This is a genomic window from Fictibacillus phosphorivorans (assembly GCF_001619875.1).
Taxonomy (GTDB): Bacteria; Bacillota; Bacilli; order Bacillales; family Fictibacillaceae; genus Fictibacillus; species Fictibacillus phosphorivorans_B.
Map to the genome: position 1 here is coordinate 108066 of NZ_LRFC01000012.1, position 17498 is coordinate 125563.

Here is a 17498-nt window from a genome sequence, read left to right on the forward strand (position 1 = left end):
CTCATGTCTAATGAGTATTCCATTTACTTAGTAGAAGATGAGCAAGATCTTGCACAAGTTCTGAAAGCTTATATGGAAAAAGAGGGATGGGATGTTTCGGTTTTCCACAATGGGGAAGACGCCCTTAAAAGCGCTGAGGAAAACAAACCGCACCTTTGGATTTTAGATATTATGCTTCCTGGTATGGATGGCTATGAAATCATAAAAGAGATTAAAAAGAACTCTGACATACCTGTTATTTTTGTTTCTGCAAGAGACCAAGATTTAGACAGAATCGTGGGTCTTGAACTGGGCAGTGACGACTACTTAGCGAAGCCTTTTATGCCTAGAGAGCTAGTTATTCGGGTAAGAAAACTATTAACAAGAATCTATGAAACGGGAAACCGCCTGCCGCAAATTATTGAAATAACGGGGTATACGATTGATCCGATCTCTAGAAAGATTACGCGTGATGGTGAAATGATCAACCTAACGGGAAAAGAAATTGATGTTCTTCTTTATTTAATAGAAAACAAAGGGAAATCTCGTAAGCGTGAAGAGATTTTAGAATATGTTTGGGGAGACGATTATTTCGGATCTGAACGCGCGGTAGATGATGTGATCAGACGTGTACGCAAAAAGATGCCGAGGTTAAACTTAGAGACTGTCTATGGTGCAGGTTATAGGATTATACCGTCATGATCCGGTTAAATCTAACCCAGCGCATTTGGCTTTCTTTCGGGTTATTGCTATTTACGATCGGTCTACTAACAGCCATCATCTATCCGCTTTCTATTAAAGATACGCTGACAGAGGAAACGTACCGGATCATAGAGAATGAGCAGCAGAATGTTTGGGATCCACAGAACCAGATTCCTCAAGAAGGAGAATCACCTACAGATTTTATTGAGAGAAGGAACGCTGCCCGTGATGTTGGCCACTTCCTTATTGTCGATAAATATGCAAATTCACAAGGTGACCCCGTACCACAGGAAGTACTCGTTGAAATGGCTGAAAAAGCATACGAGCAAAAGAATGACAAGGGGAGATACGAATTAACGTATGAAGACGCGACACTCTTTTATGCCATCACAACAAAGACAAATGTGAAAGGTGAAAAAGTGTACTTAATCTCATATATGTGGGATACGTATCGTGATCAAATGGTTAACCGGCTTTGGTTAAGACTTGTACTCATTTTGTTGTTCACCGGAATATTCTCAATTATTCCTGCTATATGGCTTGCGCGTTATCTGCGGTCACCACTCATCATTTTAGGAAAACGGTTCGAACAGATCGCTAAACGAAACTGGCAGGAACCGTTTCACTGGAAAGGGGACGACGAATTCTACGTTCTCTCAAAACAATTTGAAGAGATGCGGCAGAATCTATTAAGACATGATCAGGCTCAGAAAACATTCATTCAGCACGCTTCACATGAATTGAAAACGCCAATTATGACGATAAAGAGTTACGCGCAATCTGTTAAAGATGGAATTATGCCAAAAGAGACAACGGAAGATATGATGGATGTTATTTTAAGAGAGACACAACGGATGGAAAAGCGTGTTCAAAACATGTTGTATTACACAAAGCTTGATGCGGTGAAGCTTGATGTCGTTACAACCGAAAATTTTAACTTTGGCGATTTGGCGGAAGATATTGTTGAGCGCTTTAGATATCAACGTGAAGATATTGATTTTGAGATTACAGGTAATCATTACAAAATGAATGGAGATAAAGAGCAATGGGGTATTTTGCTGGATAATCTGGTGCAAAATGCTTTGCGGTACGCTCATCACACAATCCGGCTATCGGCTTTTTATAAAGGATCCGAATTTGTCATTGAAGTGTTTAATGATGGTGAGCAGATAACGGAAGTGACAGGAGAAGAAATTTTCCAGCCGTTTCGCAAAGGAAACAAAGGCCAGTTTGGTCTTGGCCTTGCGATCGTCAAGAGGATTGCGGAACTTCACGGGGGCAATGTAATTGCAAAAAATCTGCAAAATGGCGTTGCCTTTCAGATTAAGATGCAAATAACAGACCAACACCAGAAGGAAAGACAACGCTGAACTCTTTCATGAGAAGCGCGTTGCAGAAAGTAGTCAAATAGAGTGATATACTATATTAAAGCAAAGAGAGGCGGGGTGAAAGATGAAAAAAGGACTTGCGTTTTATAAGGTAGGAGAGATGGTCGACGGATTTTTTCTTATCAAATCATCTGTTAAAGGAACGGCAAGTAACGGTAAGCCGTTTTTAACGTTGATCCTTCAAGATCAAACAGGTGATGTGGAGGCAAAATTGTGGGATAGTTCTCCTGAGGATGAGGAGCTTTATGCAGCTCAAGCCATCGTAAAGCTATCTGGTGAAATGGGTAATTATAGAGGAAAAATGCAGCTGAAACTAAAAGCCATTCGCCCTGCAACGGAACTTGATGGCGTTAAGATCAGCGATTTTCTAGAAACTGCTCCACTAACACAAGAGACAATGGTAGAGACGATCACGAAATACATATTTGAGATGAAGAATCCAAATATACAACGTATCACAAGGCACTTACTAAAGAAGCATCAAGCGGAATTTTTAGAATACCCAGCAGCAGTTAAGAACCACCATGAATTTGTATCAGGCCTAGCATTCCACGTTGTATCCATGCTGGATATGGCAAAAGCGTTCAGCAAGCTATATCCGTCGCTGGACACGGACCTTCTTTATTCAGGAATTATCCTTCATGATCTTGGTAAGGTTATCGAGTTATCGGGACCTGTAGCGGCTTCCTATACGCTAGAAGGAAAACTTCTGGGTCATATTACGATAATGGTGAACGAGATTGGCAAGGCAGCAGACGAGTTAGAGATTGAAGGAGAAGAAGTTACCGTTCTCCAGCATCTCGTGCTCAGCCACCACAGCAAACCAGAGTGGGGAAGCCCGAAAGCACCCCTTATCCGTGAAGCTGAGATCCTTCATATGATCGACAATTTTGATGCTCGAATGAACATGATGGACCGAGCACTGGAAAAAGTACAGCCAGGTGAATTTACAGATAAGCAATTTGCGCTTGAAAATAGATCGTTATATAAGCCTTTATTTCAGGCGGAATTTGCTAAAAGTTAGAATTCTTTCCTAAAGAATTGCTTTAAAGGATTGAGTGTTATTAATTTTTTATTGGCTTCCTTGACCAGTTGATTGAAGTGTAAGATGGGAGACTCCTGTGGGACAGGCAGGCAGTCCGAAAAGTAGAAGTGGCTCGTTTTGCCCCGACAAGCAAAACATGAATGGGCAAAGAAGGCGCACTTTGTTCATCACGGGCCATTTAGCTTTTGACCTCGAGGGGCTAGCCACTGCAACTGGACAGGTGAGACACTTATACGTGAAACGTACGAATGTGGCTCACCGTCTGCCCCGCGGAAAGCGAGCATCTGTAACGGAAATCAACTACTTTCAAGAGCAACAAAGCAACCACTTAAAATTTAATAACAAAAACCCATTGTGTAAAATTGGGAATTATGATAAATTTGGAATTGGAAGTCAAGAAAACGTATTTTTAGGAGGCAATGACTCATGGAAAGCATTGTTCAAGGTAAGGTAAGAAAGCAAGCATAATAACGTCAAATCCCTTTAGGGAAGGCTTATTTTGTTATGCGTTCTAACCTGCTTTTGAGCAATCTCTCCATGTGCCAATCAAGCGCCTTTTCAATGAAAAGCCTGTGGTATGCACATGTCAACGTGTATAGTCATGGGCTTTTTTCTGTGTGTATTGGAGAAACCCGCTTTATTCACTGCTTGCGAAGTGAGTGCTCAAAAGACAGGTATAGATCACAACAGTGTCGGAATTTATGAAATGAAAGAAGTGAACACAGCATGAAGTGGAAAGACTGGGATGCCAATATTAAAGTTCGATTGATCGGAGAATTTTTTGTAAATCTATTATTCTGGATGTTCTTCCCGTTTATGGCGATCTATTTTTCAGATGAGCTAGGGAAAACGACTGCTGGGATGCTTTTGGTTTTGTCACAAGTAGTCGGTGTCATTACAAACCTTATAGGAGGCTATTGCGCAGACAAATACGGAAGAAAGAAGATGATGGTGATCTCTGCCTGGGGTCAGGCTGCAACCTTTATTTTCTTCTGTCTTGCTAACTCGCCGTGGATGGATTCACCAATATTAACGTTTATCGCGTTTTCGGCTTTAGGCCTATTCGGTTCTCTTTACTGGCCGGCAAGTCATGCGATGATCGCTGATGTAGTAGAAGAGAAGCATAGAAGTGAAGTATTTGCGGTGTTTTACACATCAATTAATATTTCCGTAGTATTCGGTCCTGTTTTGGGAAGTATTTTCTTTTTCTCATACCGTTTTGAACTATTGCTTGCTTGTTTAGCCGTCAGTATCGTGTTAGCGATCGTACTTGCAAAGTATATTCGTGAAACAGTTCCGGTAAAAAAAGAAGTGCTCGAGCATGTTGGGGCAGATAAAAAATGGTACCAAGCTGTCGGTGAACAGTTAAAAGACTATAGGGTAATCGCAAGTGATAAATTGTTTTTGCTGTTTATCTTAGCTGGGATTCTTGTCGCCCAAACGTTTATGCAGATGGATCTGCTCTTAGCGGTGTACACTACGGAAAAAGTGCCAGAGCAATCGCTGCTTGCTATTGGGAACTGGGATATTTCTCTGACTGGAGAAAAAGTGTTTGGTTATTTAATCTCACTAAACGGATTGATGGTCGCGCTTTGTACAGTTTGGATGGCTAAATGGATGAACCGTTTCAAAGAAGGCAGAGTGTTTGTTCTTTCTGCCCTATTGTACGGTGTTTCCATGCTGGTTTTCGGAAGCACAACGTTTATGTGGGTTTTATTTGGTGCAATGGTGATCTTCACAACGGCTGAGCTGATGGTTGTCGGGATTCAAGAAAGCTTTATTTCAAAGCTTGCTCCAGAGAACATGAGAGGTCAATATTTTGCAGCAGCTGGTTTGCGTTTTACAATCGGCCGTACGATCGCTCCGATTTCTATCCCTTTAACAATGTGGATTGGATTCGAAAATACGTTTTATCTTCTCTTTGTTCTAGCTGTAATAAGTGCCGGAATTTATTACTTAATGTTCCGTGCATTTGATAAAAAAGTTCAGTTACAGGGAAAACCAGAAACCGAAAAAGAATCAAGTCCTGAACCTGCACTTTCGTGACATATCTAGTAAAGCTCCTTCATAGACTGTATTAAAAGCTTGTCTAATTAAGGGGGAGTTAATCGATGAAAGGATACGCTGCATTATTTTTCGGAGCCATACTCATTGCTGCATTTGTGTTAAAAGAATATTCGGCAGGAGTGGGCAGTTTCTTTACTATAACTCCATGGTGGATGTACTTTGTGCTTTGCGGCATTATTTATAGCGGTTATCGGATAGTCACTCTCTTTCAGGAAGATCGCGAAATTGAGCAAAGAGTCATTGAAGAAGAAGGCAGAGTATACATGGAGCGTATTCAGAGAGCAAAAGCTCAAGGCTCCGCTGAAGATGATGATACGGAAGATCTAGTGGCAGCAGGGTATGAAGATGATAATAATGATGGATCAGATCGATAGTAGAATAAGCTAGGAAAAAGACCTGCTGATAGCAGGTCTTTTGACTGTCTTTCTAAGGAAGACAGGTATTTGCCTGATTGATCATTTAATATGATAATCAGCTTTTTTTATGTGATTACGTGTATTTTTTATGTGATGATACATGTTTTTATGTGATAACAAATCTTCTGTTTTTTTCAAAAGGATTTTCCAGCCAATCATAGTGCCCGCTGCTTCCTGCATGCGTACAAATAATCGTACAAAACAAAAACCAGACCCTTTAAGGGCCTGGTTTTTAACATTATTGCTGTGGCATTTCCGGCATTTGTGGCTGCTCAGCTTTCTTTTCCATCTTTTCTTTTAAAGCTTTATCTTTTACTTTAACATCCGCTTTTTTGCGAAGGTTTTCTAAGATTTCAGTGATTGGTTTCGCTTTTTGCTGCTTCAATTCTTGTTCGATTTGTTCTTTCTTGTCTTCGAACTTGTTTTCGCGCTTGTCCGTTACTTTGATGATGTGTACACCGTAATCAGACTTAACAAGGTCACTTGTTTCACCTTTATCAAGAGTGAACGCTACTTTTTCGAATTCAGGTACCATTGCACCTTTACCGAAGAAGCCAAGGTCTCCACCCTTAGATTTAGAACCAGGATCTTTAGAGTACTCTTCTGCTAATTTAGCAAAGTCTCCGCCTTCATTCAGTTTCTTTTGAACTTCTTTTGCTGTTTTCTCGTCATCAACAAGAATGTGACTTGCTTTTACTTCTGTTTTGAATTTTTCGTCAAACGTTTTCTTCATTTCTTCGTCAGAGATCTTAACGCCTTCAGTTGCTGCTTTTTCATTTAATAGCATAGACTTGATGCGTTCTTTAAGCTGCTTCTCATCAGATAAGCCGTTTTGCTCAAGAGCTTGTTTGAATGCATCCTCGCCGCCAAGCTCTTCTTTGATCTTGTCCATTTCTTTCTCGATCTCTTTGTCTGTTACTTTATATTTATCTTCAAGTACCATTTCGTCAATCATTTGATTTAGTACTTGATCACCGTATTGTTCCTTCATTTTATTGTAGAATTGCTCTTTTGTAATATCTCCAGCTTTAGATTCAACGATGGCTTCAGAATCTGCACCACCAGCATTATTACAAGCGGATAGTGAAATAAGTCCCGCTGTGAGCCCTACTGATAACATCCATTTTTTCATTTTTAAACACTCCTACTGTGAAGTAATAATTTAACATCTCTTACTATAGCATAAACGTTGCGTGTATTCCTATTCAATAAATGAAATATGAGAAAATTTACACATTATAAATCCAGTAATTACGGGTAATCCGAGCAATTTAGAGAAAAAAATTTTAAAAACCGGGTCATTCGTCTAATCAAAACAGGGCGCATCACTATATGATATGGAGAAAGAAAAGGGAGGTATGATGATGGGTTATGGTTATGGTCATGATTGTGGGGGAGGATTTGCATTAATTTTAGTTCTTTTTATCCTTCTCATCATTATAGGAGCTTGTTACTGCCATTGATGGAGAATAGAATTTTTAATGGATAAAAAGGGCGAATACCTATGCGTCAATTACTGGTCATGCATAGGATAGTGTACAGATGACTAAAGGAGGTGGCTTTCATGGGTTACGGTGGACACGGGCATGGAAAAGGCTTCGCATTGATCGTTGTATTGTTTATTCTTTTGATTATCGTAGGTGCTGCATGTTTCTGCTAATATAATGCCAGTTTCGCAGGACCTTTTCTTATGAATGGGAACTGTCAGACTTGACGTTTAAAAGCAGTTTCGTTAATGTGTTGTTTTACTACTCTTGATCAAAAGGTGCAGTATATGTATGGTATGGTTAATCAAGGGGGAATGCAATCTGGTTCCCCCTTTTTATATTTTCTATAGAACGTTTGAAATATAGGAAGAAATGAGCAGAATGGTAATAGAAACGTTAATTGTTCGGTAGACAGAATCTTGCTGCTTTGAGGACAAGTTCTTTTTGTCACATAATTTATGTGTGAGCGAATTGAACACAAATAAAAAGATTGGTGCTAAAAATACGAAGATATAGCCTGCCATATAAAAACCTCCAACATGAACTACTTGTTTAACTTTACCAAAATATGTGGAATATGAATAGGAAAAATACTTCACATAAGATGAGAGAGGGGAGAGAGAATGAGAAACAAATGGAAAGTTGCGTTTTTCGCGTTGTTGCTGTTCTTTTTAATTATACCTATTGGCATAGTGATACTTCTTTTGAAAGATCCTGCGGGTGGCCAATTGGATCAAAGCATGCTGAAATCAGATTTGCGTGAAAATCAAAAATTGCTGAGTATATATACAGAAAAAGAACAGGTTGAGAGTCTTCTGAATAAAGAATTACGAAAAAAAGCGCCAAAAGTCAATGTATACGTGAATTTAAGAAATGATGAGGCTGTTCTTAATGGTTCTTTTGTTGCTTTTAAGCAAGAGGTTCCCTATCAAATTACGTTTGAACCAGAAGTTATGGATAACGGTGATTTGCTTTTGAAAGAGAAGGATATGCAAGTCGGCCGCTTTCCTATACCGGGAGACGAGGTTTTTACACTGCTAAAAGATACGATTGAATTCCCAGAATGGGTAGATGTATACCCAGCTGATGAAAGCATCTTAATGAGAGTAACCGAAATGCCAACAAAACCAGGTTATGCTGTTAAAGCGGAAGAGTTTGATTTAAAGAAGAACTCCATTAAATTAGGAGTCTATACGAGAAACTAAAAAAAGCGCTTCTTTTTTGCTCATTACGGAGAAGAAGCGCTTTTTACATTCGTCATGAATTATTCATACCCAAATGGAGAAAGTTGGATTATAATTATCATAGACATAGATTGACTAGAAAGCAGGGTTTGTATGGAGACGGTGGAGGAAAGGTTAGAAAGGTTAGAATTTTATAATCAGCTTACGATAGAGAGTGTCGATCTAACTTCGTATCCGTTCTTCAGACTGGTCATGGAAAAAAAGCTCACCGAGCAAGAAGTAAATGATATCTTTCTTCTATGCGATGAGCTTCAGAAAAAATATGAAATGCAGAGTGAAGAAGGCTTTGTTCATTACACGCCGCTGCTGCTGCATTTTGCAGGCATGTTAACACCAAAGCTTTCACCCAGAGAAACGATTACAGCATTGCTTCAGCAAGAAAAATACATTTACTTGATGGAGAAACTGTACGAATTATCTGTCCGTTACGAATGAGAAGAGGCAATTTCTTCAACGGCCATAACGGGCGAGGAAGGTTGTTCACCGATTGATGCTTCGATCTTTTCTTCTAGTTTGTTGAAAATAGACATAAAATCATCACCATAAAGATTACGGATAATTGACATGAGTTCTGGGAATTCAGGGAATCTTCCGAATAATTCTTTGATTGGCATAGAAGCACTGAAAACACCGAACTTAGACGGGTCATATGTACTTAGCGTTTGCAGTAACAACTCTTCCCCTTTTGTTGTCAGACAAATGTATGTATTTCGCTTATCGTCTTCTTTTTTAGAAAAGGTAAGGTAACCTTGTTCTTCTAGTTTCTTTGAGAAGTTAAAGGCTGTTGAAACGTGCATAACGCCAAATTTAGCGATATCCGAAATCGAAGCACCTTCGAGATGATGAGCAATCCAAAGGATATGATGTTCGTTAATATTAAGTCCATAGTCTTTAATCCAATTCTGCCAGTCTTTTTCGACACTTTTCCATAAAGCTTTACTAATCTGTGAAAGTTTGTGACTATAGATCATGGCTTCTTGAAAACTATATAATTGATCTTTGTTCATTTTTAAAATGCCCCTCCATCTTATAAAACACATCCTATTCCTCATTATGCCAGTATTTCCTATAATAAGAAAGTAAAATTTTTCAATATTTCCGTATTTTTTTAGTAAAATAGTTATACATCTTTAAGCAGATAGATAGGTTCTTCACATGTTTAGCTTTAAACAAAAAAATTCTCCAAGCCGGAGAATTTTCTTGAGAAATTATTTAATTTCTTGTTCCATTTCTTCTGAAACTTCTTCAATAGTAGAAGCCGCAGTTTCTTTTAGAGCTTCTTCTTTTTCTTTATTAGCAAATTTGATTTTTGCTCTAAGCTGAATCCCGTCACGCTTGATGCTAGAGAAAGTAGATTTCATTTTATCCATATTTTCTTTCAGGTCTTTTCTAACTTCCTTACCTGCTTTCGGTGTTGAAAGCAATGTAGCTGCTGCTGTTACTACCGTTCCTAATGCGAAACCTACTACCATGGATTTTTGTTTTGACATCTTATATTTCCTCCCCATTCTTTTAATATCTAATGAATTCGTGAATATCTCTTATAATCCTATGAAAAATAATGACGAATATAAAAATATTTCCCGATAGATTTCGTCATGTTTGGACAAGATAGACCATGCAAATTTCTTCCGAGTCGAAACAAAAAACGGTGCAGATCCAGCAGGGGCGACGAAATGGACTTCAACTGCAGGTTTTTCGCGAAAAAAGTATCAATTGTCTAAATCAGCAGATATTTGGCTGAGTTTGGAGAAAGAAAGGTAAAATAAAAAGAAAAAAAAGATTCTTTTTGTAGAGGACAAACATTAAAAAAGAAATGATAGTCATTGACGAAGGGGATCAAAAGAGGGTATACATAAATAAAAAAGGCTGGAGGGATATGGGTTGAAACAAAATACAATCGGAAATTATTTCAACAAAATGAAAGAAAAAGCGAATGCTGTCCTTGAAAGTTCTACCCAAACAGGTGAACTTGTATCAGAAGCGGAAAGCAAAAGTTCACAGCCAGAAAGCCAGGGACTGATTAAATTAGGATCCCAGGTAAAAGCTCTCGTCCGACTTGTAAAAATGTATAAAAAAGGCGATTATCGAGATGTATCTAAAAAATCTATGGTACTCATCGTGGCTGGACTGCTGTATTTTGTGAGTCCGATCGATGCTGTTCCGGATTTTTTAATCGGTGCAGGATTACTAGATGATGCCACTGTTCTTGCTTTTATTTTTAAAACATTATCAAGCGAAATAGATGCGTTCCAATCTTGGGAAGAAGAAAAAGAGGAAGACACATACGTAAAGCCAGCTCCATAAGGAACTGGCTTTTTATTATTTATTAAGCTGTTAAATTTGATCGTTTAGAAAATCGTTCTGCTACTGGATAAATGAAGAACATGATCAATCCGCTAACAATGCTCGTCGGAACAACAATCATTCCGATAAAACTGAATAATGAGCCAGGCAGTCCGGCTACAAGCATTGCGACAAGAAGGAATAGTGTTCCACTGATAATGGTTCCGACTACCGTTAGAAGAACGGCGCTAATCGCATTAACTCTTACTTTTTTAGCTAACATAAACAATGCCAAGAAAATAAAAGCAGTTATAGGTTTTTCAATGATATTTGCAATTTGTCCGCCAGCCATTCCTGTTGTTAGTGCTGAAATAACACCTGCTGCCATACTTGCGATCAAGACGTTTTGTTTCGTAGGAGCAAGCATGATGGCTAAAAACATCATAACAAGCAGCAAATCAGGTTTCATTCCAAAAAATAATGGCGGAACGATCGTGTGAAAAACATACCCTAATGCAATAAGTACAGAAGTTAAAGCTAGTGATTTTGTATTCATTTCTCATCTCTCCTCAGCTATTCTTTAGCCTAATTTCTCTCCAATAGTGCCCTCATGACCTATTGCGAAAGTACTTTTATGTTAACAGATGTGCATACAACTGAAAAGAGGTAAGAATCACTTACCGTATTTTTCCTGAAATTGAACCATGAACGTTGCAAGGCTGTCGCAGGATTCTTGGGGAACGGCATTATAGATAGATGCTCTGAATCCACCCACAGATCGGTGACCTTTTAATCCGTAAATTCCGTTTTCTTCGCTTTCTTTGATAAACTGCTGTTCTAGCTCTTTGCTGCCTAACGTGAAGGTTACATTCATGTTTGAGCGTGAATCTGGTGTTGCGTAGCCGTTATAAAAATCATGGCTCTGGTCGATTGCATCATAGATGACTTTTGCTTTCTTCTGATTCCTCACTTCCATCTCGTTCACACCACCTGATCTCTCAACCCAATCGAGTACGAGGTTAAGAAGATAAATGGAATAGACAGGAGGGGTGTTGTATAGTGATTTGTTTTTCGCATGAACAGAATAGGACAAGATCGATGGGACAGCATTACTTTCTTGCAAAAGATCTTTTCGAATAATAACAGCAGTTACACCAGAGGGGCCGAGGTTCTTTTGAGCTCCGGCATAGATCAAACCGTATTTATCGACAGAAAAGGGTCTGCTCATTATATCACTAGACATGTCAGCGATAAGAGTAGGGTGCGAAAAAGCATTTAAGTCAGGCCACTGAGTACCATAAATCGTGTTGTTAGATGTGATGTGAAGGTAGGCATCGTTTTCACTTGGTACATAATCCATCACAGGGAGCGTACGGTAAGCGGAATCCTTCCCACTTATAACGGCTTCACTGGATCCGATTCTTTGTGCTTCTTGGTACGCTTTTTCAGACCAAGAGCCTGTTAATATATACTTTGCAGTTTTTCCATCAGGGATAAGGTTCATGGGAATCATAGCAAATTGCAGACTTGCGCCACCTTGTAAAAACAAAACATCATGTGTATCTGGGATGTCGAGCAAGCTCCTCATTCGGTTCTTTGCTTGTTCATGAATGTCTTCGTAATCTTTTCCCCTATGGCTGTGCTCCATGATATTTAAACCTGTGCCCTGAAAGTCATCCCATTCTTCTTTCGCTTGCTGCATAACCTCTTTTGGTAATGTTGTTGGTCCTGCTTGAAAATAGATGCGTGTCATCGTTCTCCTCCTTCAATTATAAACTCCCATAAAATGATCCGCGCGGACTCTAGCTTAATTAAGAATTGCTTTAGATTTGTAAAAATGCTTTTTCTAAGAATCGATGCTTTTGAATTATTTCTTTATCATCTTCCCTGAAAAGTTGATTGGAGTGTAAGGTGCGAGACTCCTGCGGGACAGGCGGGCAGGTGAGACACTTAAGAGTGAAACGTACGAATGTGGCTCACCGTCTGCCCCGCGGAAAGCGAGCATCCTGCAACGGAAATCAACCACTTTCAAGAGCAACAAAGATTGTGCAAAAACGAATATGAAAAAACTGCCTCGTTTAAAAAAAGGCAGTTTTAATATGTAACGTTAGTTTTTAACGTTTTCTTTTATATTTTTTGCAATTTCAGTCATCTCGTTTGCAGGGGTATCCTGCGTTTTCCAGACCGCACCAAAGCCGTCTCCCGTTCCATATCGAGGGATAAAGTGCATGTGATAATGGAAAACAGATTGTCCAGCTGCTTCACCGTTGTTATTTAGGATGTTCAAACCGATTGGATTAAACGTTTGTTTAATTCCAGAAGCAATTTTAGGCACGACAGAATAAAGTTTTGCTGCTGTTTCTGCAGACAACTCAAAAATATCCTTAGCGTGTTCTTTAGGAATGATCAGCGTATGTCCTTTTGTCACTTGGCTGATGTCTAAAAATGCTAAGACGTTCTCATCTTCATACACTTTGTAGGATGGAATTTCACCCGCAACAATTTTACAAAAAATGCAATTTGAATCGTGGGACAAGTGGCTCACCTCATTTTTTTACTTATCATATCACACAATAATAGCCAAAAAAATAATGCTTTTTGTTAAAAGCTCATAACAGAAAGGTTTCGATCTCGGTTTTATTTTGTTCTTTTCTTCATCATTGAAAAGTTGATTGGAGCGGAAGGCGCGAGACTCCTGCCCTGCGGAAAGCGAGCGCCTGCAGCGGAAATCAACCTCTTTTAAAGTAACAGCAAAAATAAAGAAGAAGGGTCCTATTGAATAATAGAACCCTCCTTTGTGAGACGGCAAAGATGTTGCAAACGCAATCCGTTGGGCAAGAAAGAGGAAAGTTAAGTTTCGAATTCGTACAGGAAGACACAGTTATGATGCTTATTTCTAGCGTTAAGAAGCATTGTTCAGTTTGTTATATATTACAAAGTGGCAGAATGAAAATGAAGCAAAGATTAATACGCGCTGGGTAGAGAACTTAAGGGACTCTCTTTTGCCTTATGCTGAGGGGGCTTATGTGAATTGGCTCGAACAATGTTACTTTGTAAACTTGCCTCGCTTGATTGAGGTGAAAACGAAATACGATCCGGAAAACGTGTTCAAGTTTCCATTAGGAATTCCTACTGCAGATTCGATTACTTAATATTGTGAAGGCCGAAACTAATTTTGAATTCATAACGTAAAAGTGGAGGGAGGTAGATGATGAACGCTTATGAAGAAAAGGTATTAGAAGAATTGAAAATCTGGGAAATTGAGATGTGCAAAAGGCCCTCACTTTGGAATAAAGCAACAAAATCGGTTCAAACCAAGATCAACGAGAAAATTCCTCAAAAAGTGCACGACGTGATTACGGGAAGTATGAAACAAATGATAAAAGCCACGTTGATCGGATCAAAATATACAACAAAAAGAACGATTAAATTTACTGCAGATCTTCGTGAACGGGATTACAAATTTCAAGATCGACTGGCTTTCTATAGAAAAACAGCGGCAGTAGAAGGAGCTGGAACCGGTGCAGGCGGTATTTTGCTCGGACTAGCAGACTTTCCTTTGCTTCTTGGTATTAAGATGAAGTTCCTTTTTGAAGCTGCAAGTATATATGGATTGGATGTAAAGGACTACAGAGAGCGTATCTTCATTCTTCATGTCTTTCGTCTTGCATTTTCCGATCCTCATAAACGGAAAGAGGCATATGAAAATGTTGTTCATTGGAAAGAAACCATTACTAAGTTTCCAGAGCATCCAAATTCATTAGACCAATTGAATTGGCAGGAATTGCAGCAGGATTACCGAGATCATATCGACCTTATAAAAATGCTTCAGATGGTGCCAGGTCTAGGGGCGGTTGTAGGAGCGTATGCCAATTATCATTTTCTAGATGACCTTGGCCAAGTGGCGAAGAATTGTTTTAGGTGGCGCCTGTTAACAGATGAGAAGAACAAAAGAAACATAATTAAAAAGCACCCATATTGAAGCGGGTGCTTTTGGTTATGGATCATTTAGAAACGGCTATCGCTAAGTAAACGGTCCATTTCTTCCTTATGCTTTGTTTCATCAGCGATCATATCTTCCAGCTGTACAACGAGCTCAGTCAATTTTAGGTTGGAAGCTTGTTCCTTGCGTTCTTCATAACGTCTGATCGTATCTTCTTCAGCGTTTCGAGCTTCTTCCAGCATTTCGCGAACACTCTCAACTTGTTTAACCGGTTTTGGTTGAGTAGTTGGTGTTCCCCCAAGTGTTTTAATCTTTTCAGCTAAATAAAGAGCGTGTCCTTGTTCGTCAGCAATTTCACCTTGGAAAAAAGGTTTAAGTATTTGACGGTATAACCCTGAAACCGTTGCAGCATTATGGTTGTACATAATGATTGCGGAGTACTCGTTTGCAAGATCCTCGTTAAGTCCATCAATTAGTGCTTGTAAGTCTTTTTCCATTTGTATAACCTCCTGAATCTTGTTCTACAGAGATATCCTTCCCTTTTTAGAAGAATCATAAACGAAATTTTAAGCAGAGCTCAATTTAAAAAGCCAAACTGTATTAAAAGGTTTAAGGTGAGTTAAAAGCGGTAAAACACTAGTATGCATGAAACAAAGATTGGACAAAAGTGATACGAAAAACAAAGGAGGCAACAAAAATGGAAAGCAGACATATGGTTGATGACGAACGCAATGTAGACACAAGCAAGGTGGAAGAAACAGCAAGCCGCATGAGTGAGAGCAAAAAGGACGAAATTTTATCGAATTTTGAAGAGTTTAAAAGCTATCTGCACAGCAAAGTACAGATTGGCGAAAAAATGGGTATGAGTGAAGAAACCCTCGCAAAAACTGCAGAGAAAGTAGCAGATTACTTAGCGGACCATGAGGAGCCACGCAACTCAGAAGAGAACCTTTTAAAAGAGCTATGGAAAGTGGGAGAACAAGAAGAGCGCCACAAGCTGGCACATATGCTAGTGAAACTTGTGAAGTAAAGAGAGGGAGAAAAGCTGCTTGGTAACAAACGAGCAGCTTTTTTTAATGAGGTTAATGCCAGAAAATGAATGTGGACAGTAAATTATTGAAAGTGGACAGTAAACCAGAAGAAGTGGACAGTAAATTACTGAAAGTGGACAGTAAATAACCGAAAGTGGACAGTAAATCAGAATTTGGGATAGTCATTACTTACATTAGATATCGGAGCTATAACAATTCTATTCCGCAGCAGCATTATTGTGAAAAATGGTTTAATTTACTGCTGAAAAGTGAAAACTTACCTTAAAACAAAGGCAAAAGATGAGGAGATCTTTATGTTACGAGAACTGGCCAATAAACTACCCTTTCCAATACTGCCATTACTCTATATAGTAGGCGGGCTGGCTCTTTCGTTTTTTTCGTTAAACGTGTTTTTTGAGTTGTCAGAAGACTTGATGGAAGATGAGCGATTTCAGTTTGACCAAGTCATCATACAATACGTTTCAACCATAAGAAATGAAACGTTAACTGGAATTATGAAATTTATTACCTTTTTGGGATCCATTAATGTACTTACTCTTTTATTGGTGGGAAGTCTGATATGGCTGATCGGAAAGCGAAAGAATTATTGGGGAGCCATTTTTTATTTAGTGGCAGTAGCAGGCGGCGGGCTTTTAAATCTTGGTTTAAAGCATTGGTTTGGAAGAATGCGTCCAGAAGATAGTTTAATCGTTGAGCAAGGATTCAGCTATCCGAGCGGACATGCTATGGGGAGTTTGATTTATTATGGTTTTCTTGGGTATTTGGTCGTGAGAAGCAGAAGGAGTAAGAATCTCAAAGTACTTTTGGCAGTTGGCTTTATAACAATCATCGTGCTGATCGGTTTGAGCCGTATATACTTAGGGGTTCATTATCCCTCAGATGTGTTAGCAGGTTTTTCAGCTGGAACCGTTTGGCTGTTTATTTGTATCGGTGGCCGAGAATCGATTAGAGCTTATCAAAAAAGGACGCTTCCTTTTTTTAAAAGGAAACATCCCCAATAACAGCATTTAGACGTTCTTTCAGGCATTTTACGACGGCCGGTGTTTTATGTTCTCGCTCTCCATCGCAGTCAATGAGCTGTTGGGGAGCTGTTTTTATGTGGATTTCTGAGCTTTGAAAATAATGATAGCCTTGTCCTTCCCGTGATGTGTCGGACAAACGATTTTGAAGGACATCCCAAATAAAGGATATGGATGGTTCTTCTATCAGCAAGCAATCAAGCATACCGTCTTGTATATCTGTATCAGGAAAAAAAGGTCGTATGCCGCCAGTGAACGGACCGTTAACCGCCAGAAACATCGCAGCATTTCCGTGAAATTGAAACTCTTTAGATTCTATTGAAATCTCGAAAGGTTCCCATGTTTGAAAGGATTTAGCCGCTGATAAATAATAGGAAAGTCTGCCGAATTTTTCTTTCGTATCAGGATCAATCGACTCTGAAACGTGGGTGATGAGTCCGATTCCCCAAAAGTTCGTAAAAAAATGACCGTTAAATTCTCCAACATCAATCGATTGAAATTTTTTCTCACACAGCTGTGCGGCAGCTTTTACAGGATTTTGGTTCATTCCTAATGCCCTCGAAAAGTCGTTGCACGTTCCGCCAGGCAAAATTCCGAATGCCGGCGGATTATCTTTTATCGACAATACGGCGTGAGCAATTTCATGAACCGTACCATCACCGCCTGCCGCGATAATGAGGTCGGTATTTTGATGAAGCTGCTTCACGAATGAAGCTCCTTCTCCAGGAGCAGTTGTTTCATATACTTGGACATCCTCATAACCTTTTTTTAGTTCTGTGAGGACATCATTCCATTGATTCGAAAGCCGTCCTTGGCCAGCAGTTGGATTAAGAATGATGGAAACTCGTTTTAAGGATGATGGATTCATAT

At 39.2% G+C, this 17498-nt stretch carries 24 protein-coding genes; 15 read left to right on the forward strand and 9 right to left on the reverse strand.

Annotated features, from left to right (window positions below; genetic code table 11):
• Positions 1-3: 3 nt before the first annotated feature.
• From AWM68_RS08620 to AWM68_RS21015, 6 genes are all read left to right on the forward strand, one after another.
• Positions 4-681: a response regulator transcription factor gene (locus AWM68_RS08620; RefSeq protein WP_066239969.1), complete on the forward strand. Its 678-nt coding sequence runs from the start codon at positions 4-6 to the stop codon at positions 679-681.
• Entirely contained in the window at positions 678-2051 is a 1374-nt protein-coding gene (locus AWM68_RS08625; RefSeq protein WP_066239972.1) for a sensor histidine kinase, read from the forward strand. Before AWM68_RS08620 ends, AWM68_RS08625 begins: the two co-directional genes overlap by 4 nt.
• 82 nt (positions 2052-2133) lie before the next feature.
• Positions 2134-3093 (forward strand): 3'-5' exoribonuclease YhaM, encoded by a 960-nt coding sequence (gene yhaM, locus AWM68_RS08630; protein WP_066239974.1) that lies wholly within the window; start codon positions 2134-2136, stop codon positions 3091-3093.
• A 256-nt stretch (positions 3094-3349) separates the two neighbouring features.
• Complete coding sequence (locus AWM68_RS21350; protein WP_156488349.1) at positions 3350-3568, forward strand: hypothetical protein; 219 nt, start codon at positions 3350-3352, stop codon at positions 3566-3568.
• 272 nt (positions 3569-3840) lie between these two features.
• Entirely contained in the window at positions 3841-5160 is a 1320-nt protein-coding gene (locus AWM68_RS08640) for an MDR family MFS transporter (RefSeq protein ID WP_066239979.1), read from the forward strand.
• Between the two features lie 65 nt (positions 5161-5225).
• Entirely contained in the window at positions 5226-5555 is a 330-nt protein-coding gene (locus tag AWM68_RS21015) for a sporulation YhaL family protein (RefSeq protein WP_082820634.1), read from the forward strand.
• 280 nt (positions 5556-5835) lie between these two features.
• Here the strand turns inward: AWM68_RS21015 and AWM68_RS08650 are convergent, their stop codons facing one another.
• Positions 5836-6729 (reverse strand): peptidylprolyl isomerase, encoded by an 894-nt coding sequence (locus AWM68_RS08650; RefSeq protein ID WP_066239982.1) that lies wholly within the window; start codon positions 6727-6729, stop codon positions 5836-5838.
• A gap of 232 nt (positions 6730-6961) precedes the next feature.
• Here AWM68_RS08650 and AWM68_RS21020 point away from each other — a divergent pair, with 232 nt between their 5' ends.
• Together AWM68_RS21020 and AWM68_RS21025 are read left to right on the forward strand one after the other, a co-directional pair.
• Positions 6962-7060, forward strand: coding sequence for a YjcZ family sporulation protein (locus AWM68_RS21020; protein WP_419865578.1), 99 nt, complete (start codon positions 6962-6964; stop codon positions 7058-7060).
• Positions 7061-7161: 101 nt separating this feature from the next.
• Positions 7162-7257: a YjcZ family sporulation protein gene (locus tag AWM68_RS21025; protein WP_082820636.1), complete on the forward strand. Its 96-nt coding sequence runs from the start codon at positions 7162-7164 to the stop codon at positions 7255-7257.
• 171 nt (positions 7258-7428) lie between these two features.
• On the opposite strand, the gene AWM68_RS08655 is transcribed toward AWM68_RS21025, so the two are convergent.
• Positions 7429-7608 (reverse strand): hypothetical protein, encoded by a 180-nt coding sequence (locus tag AWM68_RS08655; RefSeq protein WP_066239985.1) that lies wholly within the window; start codon positions 7606-7608, stop codon positions 7429-7431.
• Between the two features lie 99 nt (positions 7609-7707).
• Here AWM68_RS08655 and AWM68_RS08660 point away from each other — a divergent pair, with 99 nt between their 5' ends.
• Together AWM68_RS08660 and AWM68_RS08665 are read left to right on the forward strand one after the other, a co-directional pair.
• The gene (locus AWM68_RS08660) at positions 7708-8289 is read left to right on the forward strand and encodes a YpmS family protein (RefSeq protein ID WP_066239989.1); all 582 of its coding nucleotides are present in this window, start codon (positions 7708-7710) and stop codon (positions 8287-8289) included.
• A 132-nt stretch (positions 8290-8421) separates the two neighbouring features.
• The gene (locus tag AWM68_RS08665; RefSeq protein ID WP_066239992.1) at positions 8422-8763 is read left to right on the forward strand and encodes a DUF1878 family protein; all 342 of its coding nucleotides are present in this window, start codon (positions 8422-8424) and stop codon (positions 8761-8763) included.
• Here the strand turns inward: AWM68_RS08665 and AWM68_RS08670 are convergent.
• Together AWM68_RS08670 and AWM68_RS08675 are read right to left on the reverse strand one after the other, a co-directional pair.
• Complete coding sequence (locus tag AWM68_RS08670; RefSeq protein ID WP_066239994.1) at positions 8754-9335, reverse strand: HTH-type transcriptional regulator Hpr; 582 nt, start codon at positions 9333-9335, stop codon at positions 8754-8756. The two genes, AWM68_RS08665 and AWM68_RS08670, sit on opposite strands and share 10 nt — an antisense overlap.
• A 201-nt stretch (positions 9336-9536) precedes the next feature.
• Positions 9537-9818, reverse strand: coding sequence for a YtxH domain-containing protein (locus AWM68_RS08675; RefSeq protein ID WP_066239998.1), 282 nt, complete (start codon positions 9816-9818; stop codon positions 9537-9539).
• Between the two features lie 394 nt (positions 9819-10212).
• Between AWM68_RS08675 and AWM68_RS08680 the strand changes: the two genes are divergently transcribed.
• Positions 10213-10635, forward strand: coding sequence for a YkvA family protein (locus AWM68_RS08680; RefSeq protein ID WP_066240001.1), 423 nt, complete (start codon positions 10213-10215; stop codon positions 10633-10635).
• 22 nt (positions 10636-10657) lie between these two features.
• Here the strand turns inward: AWM68_RS08680 and AWM68_RS08685 are convergent, their stop codons facing one another.
• The 3 genes from AWM68_RS08685 to AWM68_RS08695 form a co-directional block, all read right to left on the reverse strand.
• Positions 10658-11170, reverse strand: a complete 513-nt coding sequence (locus AWM68_RS08685; RefSeq protein WP_066240004.1) for a tryptophan transporter — start codon at positions 11168-11170, stop codon at positions 10658-10660.
• A gap of 117 nt (positions 11171-11287) precedes the next feature.
• Positions 11288-12367 carry a phosphoserine transaminase gene (gene serC / locus AWM68_RS08690; protein ID WP_066240006.1) on the reverse strand — a complete coding sequence of 360 codons (1080 nt, stop codon included), beginning with the start codon at positions 12365-12367 and terminating at the stop codon, positions 11288-11290.
• A gap of 354 nt (positions 12368-12721) precedes the next feature.
• Complete coding sequence (locus AWM68_RS08695) at positions 12722-13150, reverse strand: HIT family protein (protein WP_066240009.1); 429 nt, start codon at positions 13148-13150, stop codon at positions 12722-12724.
• 385 nt (positions 13151-13535) lie between these two features.
• On the opposite strand from AWM68_RS08695, the gene AWM68_RS08700 reads away from it, so the two are divergent.
• Both AWM68_RS08700 and AWM68_RS08705 read left to right on the forward strand, forming a co-directional pair.
• Entirely contained in the window at positions 13536-13766 is a 231-nt protein-coding gene (locus AWM68_RS08700) for a BBE domain-containing protein (RefSeq protein ID WP_066240011.1), read from the forward strand.
• Between the two features lie 59 nt (positions 13767-13825).
• Positions 13826-14596: an EcsC family protein gene (locus AWM68_RS08705; protein ID WP_066240093.1), complete on the forward strand. Its 771-nt coding sequence runs from the start codon at positions 13826-13828 to the stop codon at positions 14594-14596.
• Between the two features lie 26 nt (positions 14597-14622).
• Here AWM68_RS08705 and AWM68_RS08710 read toward each other — a convergent pair whose 3' ends face one another.
• Entirely contained in the window at positions 14623-15054 is a 432-nt protein-coding gene (locus tag AWM68_RS08710) for a ferritin-like domain-containing protein (protein WP_066240014.1), read from the reverse strand.
• A 215-nt stretch (positions 15055-15269) separates the two neighbouring features.
• Here AWM68_RS08710 and AWM68_RS08715 point away from each other — a divergent pair, with 215 nt between their 5' ends.
• Positions 15270-15587, forward strand: coding sequence for a DUF3243 domain-containing protein (locus tag AWM68_RS08715; protein ID WP_066240096.1), 318 nt, complete (start codon positions 15270-15272; stop codon positions 15585-15587).
• 315 nt (positions 15588-15902) lie between these two features.
• Positions 15903-16610, forward strand: a complete 708-nt coding sequence (locus AWM68_RS08720; RefSeq protein WP_066240018.1) for a phosphatase PAP2 family protein — start codon at positions 15903-15905, stop codon at positions 16608-16610.
• On the opposite strand, the gene AWM68_RS08725 is transcribed toward AWM68_RS08720, so the two are convergent.
• Positions 16588-17496 carry a diacylglycerol/lipid kinase family protein gene (locus tag AWM68_RS08725; protein ID WP_197468148.1) on the reverse strand — a complete coding sequence of 303 codons (909 nt, stop codon included), beginning with the start codon at positions 17494-17496 and terminating at the stop codon, positions 16588-16590. The genes AWM68_RS08720 and AWM68_RS08725 overlap by 23 nt on opposite strands.
• Positions 17497-17498 lie beyond the last annotated feature (2 nt).